Origin of the sequence: Streptomyces sp. NPDC007264 (assembly GCF_042869095.1) — a bacterium.
Lineage (GTDB): Bacteria > Actinomycetota > Actinomycetes > Streptomycetales > Streptomycetaceae > Streptomyces.
Genome location: NZ_JBIAFD010000028.1, coordinates 12,258 through 27,067 on the forward strand (window position 1 = coordinate 12,258; position 14,810 = coordinate 27,067).

A 14,810-nucleotide genomic window follows, 5' to 3' on the forward strand; every position below is an offset into this window, starting at 1 on the left:
CTCGCCCGTACCAGCCGGGCTGCCCGCCGCTGGAGACGGTCGCCGCCCGTGCTGCCTGCGGACGGCGAGACCCGCCGCCGGCCCCTGCACCGCCCCGCCGACGAGATCACCGAGGACGACCTGCGAGCCGGCCTGCTCACCCCCGAACACCACGACCAGGAGGACGACTTGACCGCCCCCGAAGCACACGACGCACGCGACGAGCGGGTCCCCGTCACCGTCCTGACCGGCTTCCTCGGCTCGGGCAAGACCACCCTGCTCAATCGCATCCTCACGGAGAACCACGGCCTGAGGATCGCCGTCATCGAGAACGAGTTCGGCGAGGTCGGCATCGACGACGCGCTCGTTCTGGACGCCGAGGAAGAGATCTTCGAGATGAACAACGGCTGCATCTGCTGCACCGTGCGCGGCGATCTCATCCGCATCCTCGGCGCCTTGATGCGCCGGCGCGAGAAGTTCGACCACATCCTCATCGAGACCACCGGGCTCGCCGATCCGGCGCCGGTCGCCCAGACGTTCTTCATGGACGACGAGATCGCCGCCCAGCTGCGGCTGGACGCCATCGTCACCCTCGTCGACGCCGCCCACGCGCTCCAGCACCTGGACGAGATCAAGCCGGAGGGCGTGGAGAACGAGGCCGTCGAGCAGATCGCCTTCGCCGACCGGGTCGTGCTCAACAAGACCGACCTGACCGGCGAGGAGACGATCGCCGAGGTCGAGGCGCGTGTGCGGTCGATCAACGCCTTGGTCCAGATCCTGCGCGCCCGGCACGCCGCGGTCGATCTCCACCAGGTCCTGGACGTGGGCGCGTTCGACCTGGAGCGGGTGCTCGCCGACGATCCCTCCTTCCTCACCGAGACCGAGCATCAGCACGACACCACCGTCACCTCCGTCGGCATCGAACTGGACGGCGAACTCGACGAGGACCGGCTCAACGACTGGCTCGGCACCCTGCTGCGCACCAAGGGCGTCGACCTGTTCCGGTCCAAGGGCATCCTCGCCATCGCCGGAGCGCCCAAGCAGTACGTCTTCCAGGGCGTGCACATGCTGATCGACGGCACCTTCGCGCGTGACTGGCGCGAGGACGAACCCCGCACCAGCAAGCTGGTGTTCATCGGCCGCCACCTCGACCGCGAGGCCCTCGAACGCGGCTTCGCCGACTGCCTGGCCACGGCGGGAGCGGCCGCGTGAGTACGACGGTGGAGTCCCCTCTCGCCTGGGAGACTGTCGTCGACGACGCGCCCGTCGCGCTCAGTGCACGCGCCGGTCTGGTCGCCCTCGCCGGGGCCGAGGGAACCGTGAAGGTCCTCGACGCGGCGACGGGCGCCGAGACCGGGTCGTTCGCTCTTCCCGGGGGCGCGCTCAGCATCGCGCTCTCCCCGGATGCCGGGCACCTGGTGGCGACCGGCCCCCTGGGGTACGCACTGTGGCGCCGCTCCGACGGACGGACGACGGTGCGGGAGTCCGGCGCCTGGTCGGCCGCCGCCGTCTGGGCCGACGGCATGGGGGTCTCCGCGGCCGAGCAGGGGCAGGGCCGGGGGAAGGTCGCGGTCGCCTCGGGTCGTCGCGCGCTCGTACTGGACGCCGAGGGGCACGAGTTGTGGCGTACGGAGCCCGCCGCGTCCACCGTCACGGACCTCGCCTGGATGCGCCGGGGCCGACGTCTGGCCGTGGCGGCGTACGGCGCCGTGCGCTGCCACGAACGGCACACCGAGAAGCCGGTCGCCACCTATCCGTACCTGGGTTCGCACCTCGCGCTCGCCGTCGCACCCACCGGACAGTGGATCTGCAGTGGCAACCAGGACGCCTCCATCCACATCTGGCGGACCCGTGACGGCAGCGAACTGACCATGTCCGGCTACCCGGAGAAGGTGTCCCGCCTGGCCTTCGACGACACCGGCTTCTGGCTGGCCGCCGACGGCGCGCCCGATGTGACCGTGTGGGATTTCTCCGGCCAGGGCCCCGAGGGCAGGGCACCGCGTTCGCTGCGCTGCCACGAGACGGTCACGGCGCTCGCCTGGCGACCGGGTGCCGCCGGGCACCTGGTCAGCGGCGGTGACGACGGGACCGTAGCCCTGTGGCACGCCACGGCCGGACGGCCGCAGGGGCGCCTGCGGCCGGTGCGCGAGCAGGAGGGCACCGGCGAGGCGGTCACGGCGCTGGCCTGGGCGGGCCCGCACCTGCTGGTCGTCGCACGGCGGGACGGCCGGACACGGACGTACGGCGTGCCGTCCCGGACCTCGCTGTGAACGGGCCGTGATCGGGGCGGCCGCTCCCCGGCCCTGCACCCTCGTCGTGTGCCGGGGCTGCTGCTGCGGCAACCCGCGCGAGCTCCCCCGGTCCCGGCTTCACCCGGCCGAGGAAACCTCCGCCGGCACCGACCACGCCCGGCGACCGGACCGGCTGCGCGCCCGAGGCGGCGCGCCATGGCTTCCGGGTCCGTACGTCCGGCTGTCTGGGCCCCTGCGACCAGCCCGACGTCATCGTCGTCCGGCCGTCGACCGCGGGGCGCCGGGCCGGCGGGCGCGCCGTCCGGGTGGGCTTCGCGACGGACGACGACTGCATCGACGACCTGTCGCGCTGGGTGCGGGCCGTTCCCCCATGCCGCCTCTCCCCCACACACAGGACCGGCCCCCTGCCCACGGATCGTCCGCGCGGGCAGGGGGCCGGTCGGTCGCCGGAAGGCGGCGTGGGGCCGGGGTCAGGGGGCCGGGGTCAGGGGGACCGGGGTCACTTGATGTAGACGAGGCCGTCGGTGGTGACGGTGGGACGGCCGGTGGTACCGACCACGACGATCTTCACGGTGTGCTTCGCGCTGCCGGACCAGGTCCTGGTCCAGATCGCCTGCCGGTACAGGGTGGTCGAGGACTGCAGGTCGACCGTGGCGACCTTGGTGCCGTCGACGTAGACGTACGCCTGGCCGGAGCTGGAGGCGCGGGAGACCACCCACGCCGCCGAGCGGCCGGTGAAGGTCCAGGTGAGGCTCGCACCCTTGGAGCCGCTGGAGTAGGACTGGCCGCCGAGGTAGCTGGTGGAGGAACGGGTGGTCCAGCTGCCGTACTTGGCGGCGGCGCTCTCCTGGAGGATCACGGGCGTGTACGCGGGGGAGGACGTGCTGTAGTTGCCGGCGTAGTCGTAGGCGCGCATCGACCAGGTGGTGGCGGTGCCGGAGGCGGCGGTGCGACCGGAGCTGGTGGTGGTCGGGCCGAAGGTGGCCGTGGTCGGGGTCAGCAGCTTCACGTAGCGCAGGGCGGCGTTGTCGGTGGCCTTCCAGCCGAGGGTGACCGGGACGGCGCTGGTGTTGACGGTGCCGGTGCGCAGGGAGAGCTTCGGTGTGGTGGTGAAGGTCGGCGCGGTCGTCTCCGCGACGACGTTCACGGCGGCGCTGGTCGCCGTCTTGCCGGACTGGTGCACGGCCCGCACGGCGACGGTGTGGCTGCCCGGCGCCAGCGTGGTGCCGGCGGAGGTGGCGGTGCCGGAGGCGGTGGCGGTGACGGTGGCGGCCGTCTGGCCGTCGACGAGGAGCTGGTGGCTCGAGATGAGCGAGGACGGCGTGGTGGACGTCCACTTCACGGTGATGGCGCCCTTGGTGTAGTACGTCGAGCCCGAAAGGCCCGCCCCACCGACCGAGGCGACCTTCAGCCCCTGGACCGGCCCGGACGCCCAGGCGCGGACGGTCGGCAGCTGGGCGTAGAGGGAGCTGCCGGGGCACTGGGTGTTGTAGCCGTTTCGGTGGCCGGAGATCCGTTGGAAGGTGTACGTGCTGCCCGCGGTGAAGGTGGTGCCGAAGTAGTTCGTCTGGGTGGCACCCGCGGTGAGCTGGGTGGTGCCGGCCGGGTCGGCGCCGTACTGGCCGAGCTTCCAGGCCGCCAGGCGGGCGATCGAGGTCAGCGCGGCGTCGGAGGCGCTGGTCGAGGTGTAGTCACCGAGCACCGCGATGCCCGCGGACTCCCGGTTCCAGCCGTAGGTGTGGGCGCCGAGCACGGGCAGGTCGACACCGCCCTTGCGGCCCTCGAAGAGGGTGCCGCACTTGTCGACGAGGAAGTTGTAGCCGATGTCCTTCCAGCCGCTGACCTGCACGTGATACGCGTAGATGCCCCGCACGACGGACGCCGAGTCGGCGCAGGAGTAGTCGTTGGCGCCGTCGGTGTGGTGGACGAAGACGGCCTTCACGTCCGCGTTGTACTCGGGCGCTTCGGGGCTGATCGACTCGTCCGCGCCCCAGTCGGCGCGCGAGGTGATCGGCGGTTCGGGGGCGGTGGACGGCGGCGCGGGCGGCACGGTGGGGGTCGGGCTCGTCGAGGGAGAGGCGGATCCCGGGTCGGTCGGGGTCGGCGATGTGGTGTCCGTCGGGGCCGGAGTCGTCGTGTCGGTCGGCGCGGGCGACGTGGTGTCGGTCGGGGCCGGCGCCGTGTCGGTCGGCGTGGCGCCGGTGCTGTCGGTGGGCGCGGCGGAGTCGGTGGGCGCGGCGCTCGCACCGTCGGTGCTCGCCGCGGCGACGAAGCCGGCCGGTTCGCCGGGAGCGGCGGTGGCCTTGGCCTCGGCGGCGGTCACCACGCCGGGGTCGACCAGGTTGACCTCGAGCCCCCTGGGCAGCGAGCCGGTGGTGCCGTTCTTGCGGACGACCTGCACCTGGACGCCGTCGGAGGAGCCGACCCACAGCGGCTCCGACGCGCCGCGCACGCGCGCATCGGGCTTCTCCAGCGGATCGACGTCCAGGCCGAGGTCGTGCCAGGCGCTCCACTTGCCGGTCTCGACGCTGCGCGTACGCACCTGCGCCGTGCCGTCGAGCCGCTTGGCGGCACCGGTCCAGGAGACGCCGAGCAGGGAGAACTGCCGGGTGTCCGTGCGCGGCAGTTCCCGCTTGTCGGCCGAGGCGCCTTGCAGGGCGAGGTCGTACACCTTCACCGGGCGCTTGGCCCGGCCCGCCGCGCCCGGGTCGCCGGAGGGGTTGGCGACGGCGTAGGTCACCACTCCTCCGCCTCCGAGCACCACCGCACCGAGTGTCAGCCATGCCCGCCTTTTCAGGCTCAGCGGTCTGTACGCATGCGACGTACGACGACTCACGACGTTTTCCACCCCACTAGAAGGCCGGGAAAGGCCACCGAAGAAAGTCACGTGCGGCACACCCGTCACAGGGCGGCCCATCTCCCCAGCGCGCGCGGGCCGGTGGACATCACCGCCGCCGCGGAGGACGGTGACACGGATCACAGACGAAAGGACGGGAAGCGGGAGCATTCCGGGCGGCCCGGCACACCTGCTTCGAAGCGGCGCCGGGCCCGGGCGACCCGGAACGGCGTCGACGCGTCGATCGGGCACTCACCGCGCGGTGTTGAGGGCCGCACCGTCCCTCGGCCGGGCGCCGGGGCACCGTCGCCCGGACGCCGGACCGTCGCTCACCGGCCGCCCGGCGGCCACGGACTGCCCGTCGTCCACAGGTTGCCCGTCGTCCACAGGCCGGCCCCTTCCGTTCCGAGGCCGCTTACTCTCGTATCCATGCCAACCCGCGCTCCGTCCCGCCCCGTGGGTACGGTGACGCGCGGGACCACCAACCCGAACCGGCTGCGCCGGATGGACCGCTGGATCAGCGCGGTCCACGGCGCGGAGCTCCGCCGTACGGCGGACCCGGTGGCCGTCGACCTCGGTTACGGCGCCGCGCCGTGGACCGCGGTCGAGCTGCTGCACCGGCTGCGGTCCACCGCGCCCCGCACCCGCGTGGTGGGCGTCGAGATAGAGCCCGCCCGGGTCGCGGCCGCGCAGCCGTACACCCGCGAGGGCCTGCTGTTCCGGCACGGTGGTTTCGAGGTGCCCGTGCCGGGCCGCCCCTCCCTCATACGCGCCGCGAATGTCCTGCGGCAGTACGAGGAGGGCGAGGTCACCGCCGTCTGGGAGCGGCTGTGCGCCCGGCTCGCCCCCGCCGACCCGGTGACCGGATCGCGCGGCGGGCTGCTGGTCGAGGGCACGTGCGACGAGATCGGCCGCCGTCATGTGTGGGTCGCCCTGGGCCCCGAGGGCCCGCGCACGGTCACCTTCGCCACCCGGCTCGGCTCCCTGGGGCGGCCGTCCGACCTGGCCGAGCGGCTGCCGAAGGCGCTCATACACCGCAACGTCCCGGGCGAGCCCGTCCACGCCTTTCTGCGCGACTTCGACCGCGCCTGGGCCGCTGCCGCGCCCTTCGCCGCGTACGGCGCGCGCCAGCGCTGGGTACGCACCGTCCGCGACCTCGCGGCGGACTGGCCGGTGACCGACGGCCCGGCACGCTGGCGCCAGGGGGAAGTCACCGTGGCCTGGCGGGCGTTGTCGCCTCGTCGCTGAACCCCCGCCGACCTGCGGGGAACGATCTCCCTGAGTCGTTCGTCACATTCGCGGAAGATCGCCCTGACGGGGCGCCCGGCTGGGGAGGGAGATCGTCGTACGGGGTGCGACAGGAGAGGGAGTTTTCCGCGCGGCCGAGTCCTGCCTCTGTCGCTTTGCGCGCCGGCGTGGCACGATCCCGTGACGACTGTAAGTTACTGACGGTAAATCAGGTTTGGGGGCGAAGTATGAGATCCGGGAAGCGGACCATGACCCTGGCGGCGATCGCCGTGGTCTGTGCAGTCACCGTGCTGGCCGCGCCCGGCGCCGCGTACGCGAGCCCCGGCCGGCCGGACCCGACGCCCGTCCCGTCCGGCGGCACGACCCCGGCGCCCGGCAAGGACCTCGAGGCGGTCCGCAAGAAGCTGGACGATCTGTACCACGACGCCGCGGTCGCGACCGATGTGTACAACGCGGCCCAGGAGAAGACCGAGAAGCAGTCGGCGGAGATCGTCCGGCTGGCCCAGGAGATCGTCAAGGGCCAGGAGAGGCTCGCCGAGTTGAAGGACCGCGCGGGCGCCGCGGCCCGGGCGCAGTACCGCGGCGGTGGCCTGCCGCCCGAGGTCCAGCTCTGGCTGAGCAACAACCCGCAGGAGTTCCTCGACGACGCGGGCACCGTCCGCCAGGGCGAGCGCGCCACCAAGGGGCTGCTCGCCGAGATGACGCGCACCCAGGAGGACTTGCAGCAGTACGCGCGCGACGCCTCCGAGCAGTGGACGCGGCTCGAGGCCAACCGCAAGGCGAAGGAAGAGGCCAAGAAGAAGATCGAGAAGCAGATCGCCGCGGCGGAGAAGCTGGAGTCCCGGCTGAAGAAGCAGGAGCTCGAGCGGCTGCGGAAGCTGGAGGACGAGGCCGCGTACAAGGCGCAGACCGCCTGGCTCGACTCCGGCGTGCTCAAGGAGAACCGCGGCAAGACGTCGGCACAGGGCCAGAAGGCCGTGAAGTTCGCGGCCGACCAGATCGGCAAACCGTACGTGTGGGGCGCCGAGGGCCCGGCATCGTACGACTGCTCGGGACTGACGTCCCAGGCGTGGGCGGCGGCCGGCACCGCCATTCCGCGGACCTCGCAGGAGCAGTGGAAACAGCTCCGCCACGTCGACATCAAGGACATGCGCCCCGGCGACCTGATCATCTACTTCGGCGACGCCAGCCATGTGGCGATGTACATCGGCGACGGCGCCATCGTCCACGCCCCGCGTCCGGGACGCACGGTGACGATCGCCGGTGCGGGCTCGATGCCGATCCTGGGGGTCGTGCGTCCCGACGCGTGAGAGGGACGCGGACCCGCCGGCGTCCCCGCCTGCGAGCCCGAAGGGCGCCGCCCTGTCACGTCGCCCGGGACGTCGCCGGGCGCCACCCGGGCCGGCCGGCCGAAGCCGGCATGACCGTGGTCCGGCCCACAGCATCACCGTGATCCGGCCCACAGCACCCACCGCACCCCTGTGACCTCGCCCACGTGCCCCGGCGCACGTGACTCCCTGGGGCGATTCCCCGCCGGCGTGACATTCGTCATTCCCCGGCGGGACGCACGGTGTCCAAGTGAGGTAGGGGATGCGGCATATGCCTGTGGCCGGTTGCCCAACGCCATCCGGTCGGGCATTCCGTTGCGGCCTCGGCTACCGCTAAGGTCCCCGTCGGTGGGTCGAGGTCCCTCACCCACCGCGCCCTCGGGGGGAGGGAAGGAACCCAAGACGATGCCCGTACCCGTACCGCGGCAGAGAGCGGCCGTGGAGAGTGGTCAGGCTCGAGCCGCGTCCGGGACGCCGGCCGGACAGGGGCCTGTCCGTACCAAGCCCCAGGCCGGCACACTCACCCTGCTGGTGATCGAGGACGACCCGGCCGGTTCGCCGATCGTGCCCGAGATGCTGGACGCGGCGGGCCGCCCCATCCGGCTGCGCACCGCGCGCAACCTCACCGAGGCCGAGCGGCTGCTCACCGACGACGTCCAGTGCATCCTGCTGGACCTCGCGCTGCCCGCCCCCGGCCGCGCCGCCGGGGAGAACGACGAGCTGGCCGTGCTGCGGCACGTGCTCCACCTCGCACCCCGCCACGCGGTGCTCGCGCTCACCACGTCCGGTGACGCCGAGCGCGGCGCGGAGGCGGTGCGCGTCGGGGCCCAGGACTACCTGTTCCGCGACGAGCTGGACGGACGGCTGCTGAGCCGGGCGATCCGGTACGCGGTCGAGCGGAAACGTTCCGACACGGCCGAGCGCCGGCTGACCGAGTCCAAACTGCGGGCCCAGGAGAACGCCCGGCTGGAGCGTGGGCTGCTGCCCACCCCGCTGCTGGAGGGGTCCTCGCTGCGCTTCGCCGCCCGCTACCGCCCCGGACGCTCCCGCGCGCTGCTCGGCGGCGACTTCTACGACACGGTGCGCACCCCGGACGGCACGGTGCACGCGATGATCGGCGACGTCTGCGGGCACGGCCCGGACGAGGCGGCGCTGGGCGTGGAACTGCGCATCGCCTGGCGCGCCCTGACCCTGGCGGGCCTGTGCGGCGACCAGCTGCTCTCCACGCTCCAGCAGGTCCTGGAGCACGAGCGTGAGAACGACGAGATCTTCGCGACGCTGTGCACGGTGGACATCGCGCCGGACGGCCGTCGCGCGGGACTGTGCCTGGCCGGTCATCCGCCCCCGCTGATCGCCCGCCGGGACCGGCCGGCCGAGTTGCTGCCGTACGACGGCAACGGCCCCGCGCTGGGACTGCTGACGCACGCCCGCTGGCCGCGCACGCAGGTCGAACTGGGCCCGTCCTGGAGCCTGATGCTCTACACCGACGGCCTGATCGAGGGCCGCGTCGGCCAGGGTCGCGAACGCCTCGGCCAGGACGGCCTGGTGGCACTGGTCCGTCGTCGGCTGGCCGAGGGCCTGAACGGCGAGGAGCTGCTGCGCACGACGGTCGGCGAGGTCCGCGACCTCAACGGTGGAGAGCTGACCGACGACGTGGCGGTCGTCCTGCTCGACCGCGCGCCGTAGCCTCGCGCCGCCGCACCGCCCGCTCGGCTACCGTCCGCCGTTGTAGGGGCCGTACGGACCGTCACTGCTGCTTCCGCCGCGGCGGCCGCCGCCGGAGACCTGCTTCAGCGCGGGCCGTACGTCCACGATGTAGACGATGCTCGCGATGACGCCGATGATCGGCAGGAACGAGAGGAGCGAGAAGAGGTAGCTCACCACGAGGGCGAGCCCCAGGATGAGCAGCCAGAACACCTTGTTCTGCTTGTCGGCGGCGCGGAAGGCGTCCTCCCGCCGGAACGCGGCGTCGAACAGCCCGAACGCCGCCAGGGCCATCAGGACGATCTTCAACAGCCCCAAGAACCCTGCGAAGCCCAGCATCAGCATGGTGTCCACCGCCCGTTCCCGCTCACTCCTACGCCGCCACCGTACCCGTAAGAACGGGCCGGACACCCCCAAGGGTGCCCGGCCCGTCCCCGGGGTTCCTACTTCGCCGGCGGCGTGGTCTTCTTCGCCACCGGCTTGCGGGCCGCGGGAGCCTTCTTCGGCGGGGTCTTCTTCGCCGCGGCGGGCTCGGCCCCGGCCTCGGCCGGCTTCCGCTCGTCCTTGACCTCGACGGGCTCCGGCCTGCCCTCGACGGCGACGGCGAGCTCCTCGATCTCCTCGGCCGCCTCGCCGCGCCAGGTCTTCACGGCCTGCTCGCCGTGCTCGGCGACCTTCTCGTAGGTCTCACGGGCCTTGACCGCGTACTCGGCGGCCACGCCGACGCCGCGCAGGGCCAGGTCCTGGGCGGTCTCGCCCAGCTTCTTCAGGTCGGCGTCGAGGGTGCTGCCGAGCTTCTTGAAGTCCGCGTCCAGCGAGCCGAAGAACTCGTTGACCTTCGACTGGATGCTCTCCTGGGTCTCCTTGGCGCGGGCGGTGGCCCTCTTGGCGCGCTCGGCCGCCTTCTCCTGCACGGCCTTGGGGTCGGTGTTGCGCACGGCCTCGATGCGGGCCGGTGCCTCGGCGCGCAGCTGCTCGACGAGGCCGGGCACCTTCTTGGCCTGCTTGATGGCCAGGTCGGCGGTGCCGGCGGCGAAGTAGAGCGGGGTCGGGTCGCTGAGGGTCTTGCGCAGATCGTCGGTGATGGCCATGGCGATGGTCCTCCCGGTTCGGCTTTCGGCTGAGGGTTTCGGGTGGTCCGCGGGGCGCCTGGCGGTCGTCCCGTCGATCCCGGTTGTGGCGGTCATCTCGGTCGTCCCGTCACCCGGCGGTCCGTCGCGGACCGGCATCGCTGCCGTCGGCCGTGCGGGGGCCGGGGGCTGCGGTGTCCTGGGCGTCGTCCGTGTCCTGGGCCTCCTGAACCACCGGGCCGTCCTCGTCCGCCGTGCCCGCCCGGGCGATCCCGAAGCCGTTCTCCTTGCGGAAGGACTCGTAGATCTGGAGCAGCACCTGCTTCTGCCGCTCGGTGAGCGTGGTGTCGGCGAGGAGGGCGGCGCGCGTCGCACCCTCACGCTGCCACTCCTCCCGGTCCCGCTCGGCGTCGAGGATGCCGGCCCGCACGTACAGCGTCTCGGCGGAGATCCGCAGCGCCTTGGCGACCTGCTGCAGCACCTCCGCGCTCGGCTTGCGCAGCCCGCGCTCGATCTGGCTCAGATACGGGTTGGACACGCCGGCGGCGTCGGCGAGCTGCCTGAGCGACAGCTGGGCGTTGCGCCGCTGCTCGCGCAGGTACTCACCGAGATTGCCGACGTTGAGCGATGCCATGCCTCCACTGTGCCCCAAGACTGCTAACTATTGCAAGCACATGCTTGCAATAGTGTGCTGCGCCACGCCGGGTGCCGCACCGCCGGGTGCCGCACCGCCGGCGTACATCCCATACCGGCGGCACGCGGAACGCCGGGAGGCGCCGCCGCGCAGACGGGTGACCGACGGCGACGGTGGACGACGAGCCCGCCGTCGCCGCCGCTTCGCGTACCCCGCCCAGCCCCTTCGACGCCGGCGGAGTTCACGGCTCCTCGACGGTCCGCGCCGGGTCGTGTCGCCGCAGGACGCCGACCCCGCGTCCTGCCCGGGGTGGAACGGCCCACCGCCGAGCCGGAGGCGCAGCTCGCCCACGCAGGGGAGCAGTCGGTGCCGCCGCTGGAGTGGTCCCGCCCGGGCGGGGCGGCCGGCCGAGGGGAAGTGCGGCCGGCCGTTCGCGGTCGAGGCGCCGGTGAGGGGTGAACGAGCCCTGGGGGGAGGGGAATGAGGGCTCGCGTGAGCTCCGCCCTCACCGGCCCGCTCACGCTAACCGCGCGGGCCCCTGACCAGGTGCGGGCGCGGTCATGACTCGGTCGCCTTTCCGTAACACGGGCTCCGGGCACGGCGGATCACCAGGGCAGCGGGCGCATGTGCACCACGTCCAGCCGTGACACAGCCCGGGTCAGGACGACATACAGCCGGTGCAGCCCGCGGGCCTCCGCCTCCGCGATCGCGGCCGGCTCGACGGCGGCGAGACCTGCGAACAGTGCCGGGGGCGCAGGGCGCGGTCGACGAGGTCACGAACCCTCCGAACCCCCCGAACCCTCCGTGAACGCGATGGCGTGGTCGGCGGCCCACCGGCGAAACGTTCGCGGCGCCCTCCCCAGGATGTCGGCCACCGCAGTGGTGACGTACGCGGGCTGCCCGACCGCCGCGCTCCACGCGGCGAGCAGCATGTCGACGACCGAGCTGGGCGCCGTACCCTCCGACAGGCTCCGGAACTCCTCCGGCGCCATCTCCTCGAATACGATCCGGCGCCCCAAGGCGTCACCGATGACGTCCACCTGCGCGGCTTGGGTCAGCGATTCGGGCCCCGTGAGGACGTAGTCGCCTCCGGCGTATCCGTCCTGAAAGAGCGTCCGCGCCGCGACGGCTGCGACGTCGCGGTCGTCGACCGGTGCCGTCTCGGCAGCGCCGTAAGGCCACCGGACGGCCTCGCCGGCCCGGATCGCGGGCGCCCACCAGGCCAGTGAGTTCGACGCGAGCATCCCCGGCCGGATGACCGTCGACTCGAGTCCGGCGACCGCGAGGAGCCGCTCGAGGCCGGCGTGCAGCGCCGCCATGGGATTGGGCTGCTGGAAGAAGGGGTGCGGCGTCCGGTGCGGGGAGGAGAGGAAGACGACCCGCCGCACGTGGGCCGCCAGCCGCTCGACCACTGCCGCGGCGGCCTCGGGCGGGGCGGTCCAGACGAGGAAGACCGCACCGGCACCGTTCAATGCCGGGTCGAGCGACTCGGGCACGGTGAGGTCGCCGGTGAAGACCTCGACCGCCGCCGGCAGCGTTGCCGCCGCCTCGGAGCGACGGGTGAGGGCGCGGACCGGCACGGCCGCGTCGAGGAGTTCGTCGATGACGACGCGACCGACCCGGCCCGTCGCCCCGGTCACGAGCACGGGAGGAATGTCTCTTTGATTCACGCCGCTCATGGAAACGTTACTCGGTTAAAAAAGCAACCCGGTTACGAATGTTACAGTGGTCCGATGGGCGAGCCGACGGGACTGCGGGCCCGCAAGAAGGAGCAGACGCGCGACGCCATCGGCGACGCGGCCGTCTCGCTGTTCCTGGAGCGCGGCTTCGACCGCGTCTCGGTCAATGACATCGCTGCGGCGGCCGAGATCTCCAAGCCGACCCTCTTCCGGTACTTCCCCACCAAGGAAGACCTGGTGCTGCACCGGTTCGCGGACCACCAGGGCGAGGCGGCACGCGTCGTACGTGACCGCAGGCCCGGCATCAAGCCGGTGACGGCGCTGCATCGGCACTTCCGGGCCGGCCTCGATCGGTACGACCCCGTCACCGGCCTCAACGATCACCCCGAGGTGGTGGCGTTCCATCGGCTGGTGTTCACCACACCGAGCCTGGCGGGACGGCTCACGCGGTACCAGCTCGAGGACGAGGAGGCACTGGCGGACGCCCTCGGCGAAGGTATCCAGGCACGCCTGCAAGCCGCCCAGGCACTCGCGGTCCAACGGGTGCTCGCCCGGGCCAACTGGCAGAGGATCGCCGACGGTCGAAGCGCCCACGACGTCCACCCCGAGGCCGTGGCCGATGCCGACCAGGCGTTCGACCGACTGCGGTGACAGACGACACTCCCGGCCGAAGAGGGCTCCGCGCCCGGTGCACGCGTGGCCACGGGGCCGGCCGGACAGCTCGCCGACAAGTGGCCGCCGACGGGGGAGCGAGCCGGCCACTGACAACGGTCGCCGGTCGGCACCCTCATGCCGTCGGCCTCAGTCACCCCGCGCAGAGGACTCCGGACGCCGAACCGAACCGAACCGCTGCTGCCGACTCGGCGATCCCGCTCGGCAGCCCCTACGGGGCACCGCCGGGCCGCACCACGCCCCGTGCGCCCGTTCGTCTCCAGCGGGCGAGCGACGACATGATCTCGCTCGCGGTCGGGACGGTGTCCAGGCCCAGCGGGCGTGCGGCGGCGGTCAGCACCTGCCGCACCCTCACGGCCTCCTGCTCCAGTGCGGGCCCGGCGGACTCCGGCCGGGTGTCGAGGACCTGGGTGGCACGGACGACGTCGGTGAACACGGACTGGGCCCGCTTGAAGTCGAGCAGTCTCGGCAGGTCCTCCTCCCAGCCGTTCGTGCTCCCGCGGCGCTCCTCCTCCATCACCTCGCACCACCGCTTCGCCATCAGACGGTGCTGTGCCGGCGGATAGCGCATCAGGTAGAGGTGGGTGGCCAGGTCGTAGAGGGGGTCACCGACCATCGCCAGCTCCCAGTCGATGGTCCACAGCCGGCCCTCGTCGTCGACGACGAAGTTCTCCCGGTGCAGATCCGCGTGGAGCAGGCAGAACGGACGCCTTCGCAGGCCGGTCACGTGCTGTCTGAGGCGGGTGAAGCAGTCGGCGTCCAGCCCCAGCGAGGCGAACAGGCCGGGGAACCTCTCCAGGTTCTCCCGGTACACCCGCTCCTCGGCGAAACAGACGAGGCGTTCCAGGAATCCCGCGGTGTCCCCTTCGGCGGACCTGTCCTCGGGCCTGCACTCGCGTTCCACCTCGAGGGATCCCGTCCCCACCCGGGCCAGTTGGCGGAACAGGCCGAGGATCTGGGCGGCGATGGAGTCGGGCACCTCCTGGCCGGACCGGTGCAGCGAGCCCAGCGTCCGCCCTTCGACGAACCGCTGCAGGCGCACGCCGTCCGCGACCTCGATGAGCTCGGGAATACCTGTGACACGGCCCTGCAGAGCGCTCAGCAGCGTCTCCTCCGAGGCGAAGCACCGGCGGTCGAACCAGAGCAGATTGCTCCGCGGCTCCCGGCACTTGCCCCGGCCCGGGCGCGCGCCGGCGACCGCGGTGGGCAGCGGGATCACATACGTCTCGTGGTGGTAGCCCTCGAGCGGCCCTTCGACCGCGCTCGGATCGCCGCTCATCTCGGCGGCGCGGTCCCGCGCGGGAGAAGAGACACGTTCGGCTGGCATCGTTCGTTCCCTGGCATGAGAGCGCACCTGCGGTGCGGAAGTGAAGCACGGTACTCCCCCACGGGTGAGCATGCTGCCAGA

The 14,810-nt window shown here is 72.5% G+C and carries 12 protein-coding genes; 6 read left to right on the top strand and 6 right to left on the bottom strand.

Features of this window, described 5'->3' with window-relative positions; genetic code table 11:
- The first annotated feature begins 48 nt into the window (after window positions 1-48).
- Window positions 49-1,191 (top strand): CobW family GTP-binding protein, encoded by a 1,143-nt coding sequence (locus ACFYMU_RS31880; protein WP_388380819.1) that lies wholly within the window; start codon window positions 49-51, stop codon window positions 1,189-1,191.
- A complete protein-coding gene (locus ACFYMU_RS31885) occupies window positions 1,188-2,249 on the top strand; it encodes a WD40 repeat domain-containing protein (RefSeq protein ID WP_388380822.1) in 1,062 nt (353 codons plus the stop codon). Before ACFYMU_RS31880 ends, ACFYMU_RS31885 begins: the two co-directional genes overlap by 4 nt.
- A 481-nt stretch (window positions 2,250-2,730) precedes the next feature.
- Here ACFYMU_RS31885 and ACFYMU_RS31890 read toward each other — a convergent pair whose 3' ends face one another.
- Complete coding sequence (locus ACFYMU_RS31890; protein ID WP_388381000.1) at window positions 2,731-5,028, bottom strand: peptidoglycan recognition protein; 2,298 nt, start codon at window positions 5,026-5,028, stop codon at window positions 2,731-2,733.
- A 468-nt stretch (window positions 5,029-5,496) separates the two neighbouring features.
- Between ACFYMU_RS31890 and ACFYMU_RS31895 the strand changes: the two genes are divergently transcribed.
- The 3 genes from ACFYMU_RS31895 to ACFYMU_RS31905 all read left to right on the top strand — a co-directional run bounded on the left by ACFYMU_RS31895 (window position 5,497) and on the right by ACFYMU_RS31905 (window position 9,329).
- A complete protein-coding gene (locus tag ACFYMU_RS31895; RefSeq protein ID WP_388380825.1) occupies window positions 5,497-6,315 on the top strand; it encodes a class I SAM-dependent methyltransferase in 819 nt (272 codons plus the stop codon).
- Between the two features lie 227 nt (window positions 6,316-6,542).
- Window positions 6,543-7,625 (top strand): NlpC/P60 family protein, encoded by a 1,083-nt coding sequence (locus ACFYMU_RS31900; RefSeq protein WP_388380828.1) that lies wholly within the window; start codon window positions 6,543-6,545, stop codon window positions 7,623-7,625.
- A 423-nt stretch (window positions 7,626-8,048) separates the two neighbouring features.
- The gene (locus tag ACFYMU_RS31905; protein WP_388380830.1) at window positions 8,049-9,329 is read left to right on the top strand and encodes a PP2C family protein-serine/threonine phosphatase; all 1,281 of its coding nucleotides are present in this window, start codon (window positions 8,049-8,051) and stop codon (window positions 9,327-9,329) included.
- A 27-nt stretch (window positions 9,330-9,356) separates the two neighbouring features.
- On the opposite strand, the gene ACFYMU_RS31910 is transcribed toward ACFYMU_RS31905, so the two are convergent.
- The 4 genes from ACFYMU_RS31910 to ACFYMU_RS31925 form a co-directional block, all read right to left on the bottom strand.
- Window positions 9,357-9,692 (bottom strand): DUF2516 family protein, encoded by a 336-nt coding sequence (locus tag ACFYMU_RS31910; RefSeq protein ID WP_388381002.1) that lies wholly within the window; start codon window positions 9,690-9,692, stop codon window positions 9,357-9,359.
- A gap of 98 nt (window positions 9,693-9,790) precedes the next feature.
- Window positions 9,791-10,438: a hypothetical protein gene (locus ACFYMU_RS31915; RefSeq protein ID WP_388380833.1), complete on the bottom strand. Its 648-nt coding sequence runs from the start codon at window positions 10,436-10,438 to the stop codon at window positions 9,791-9,793.
- Window positions 10,439-10,547: 109 nt separating this feature from the next.
- Entirely contained in the window at window positions 10,548-11,051 is a 504-nt protein-coding gene (locus ACFYMU_RS31920; protein WP_388380835.1) for a helix-turn-helix domain-containing protein, read from the bottom strand.
- A gap of 773 nt (window positions 11,052-11,824) precedes the next feature.
- Window positions 11,825-12,697 carry an NAD(P)H-binding protein gene (locus ACFYMU_RS31925; protein ID WP_388380838.1) on the bottom strand — a complete coding sequence of 291 codons (873 nt, stop codon included), beginning with the start codon at window positions 12,695-12,697 and terminating at the stop codon, window positions 11,825-11,827.
- Between the two features lie 87 nt (window positions 12,698-12,784).
- Between ACFYMU_RS31925 and ACFYMU_RS31930 the strand changes: the two genes are divergently transcribed.
- Window positions 12,785-13,381 (top strand): TetR/AcrR family transcriptional regulator, encoded by a 597-nt coding sequence (locus tag ACFYMU_RS31930; RefSeq protein WP_388380841.1) that lies wholly within the window; start codon window positions 12,785-12,787, stop codon window positions 13,379-13,381.
- A gap of 232 nt (window positions 13,382-13,613) precedes the next feature.
- On the opposite strand, the gene ACFYMU_RS31935 is transcribed toward ACFYMU_RS31930, so the two are convergent.
- Entirely contained in the window at window positions 13,614-14,729 is a 1,116-nt protein-coding gene (locus ACFYMU_RS31935) for a phosphotransferase (RefSeq protein ID WP_388380844.1), read from the bottom strand.
- Window positions 14,730-14,810: the final 81 nt, after the last annotated feature.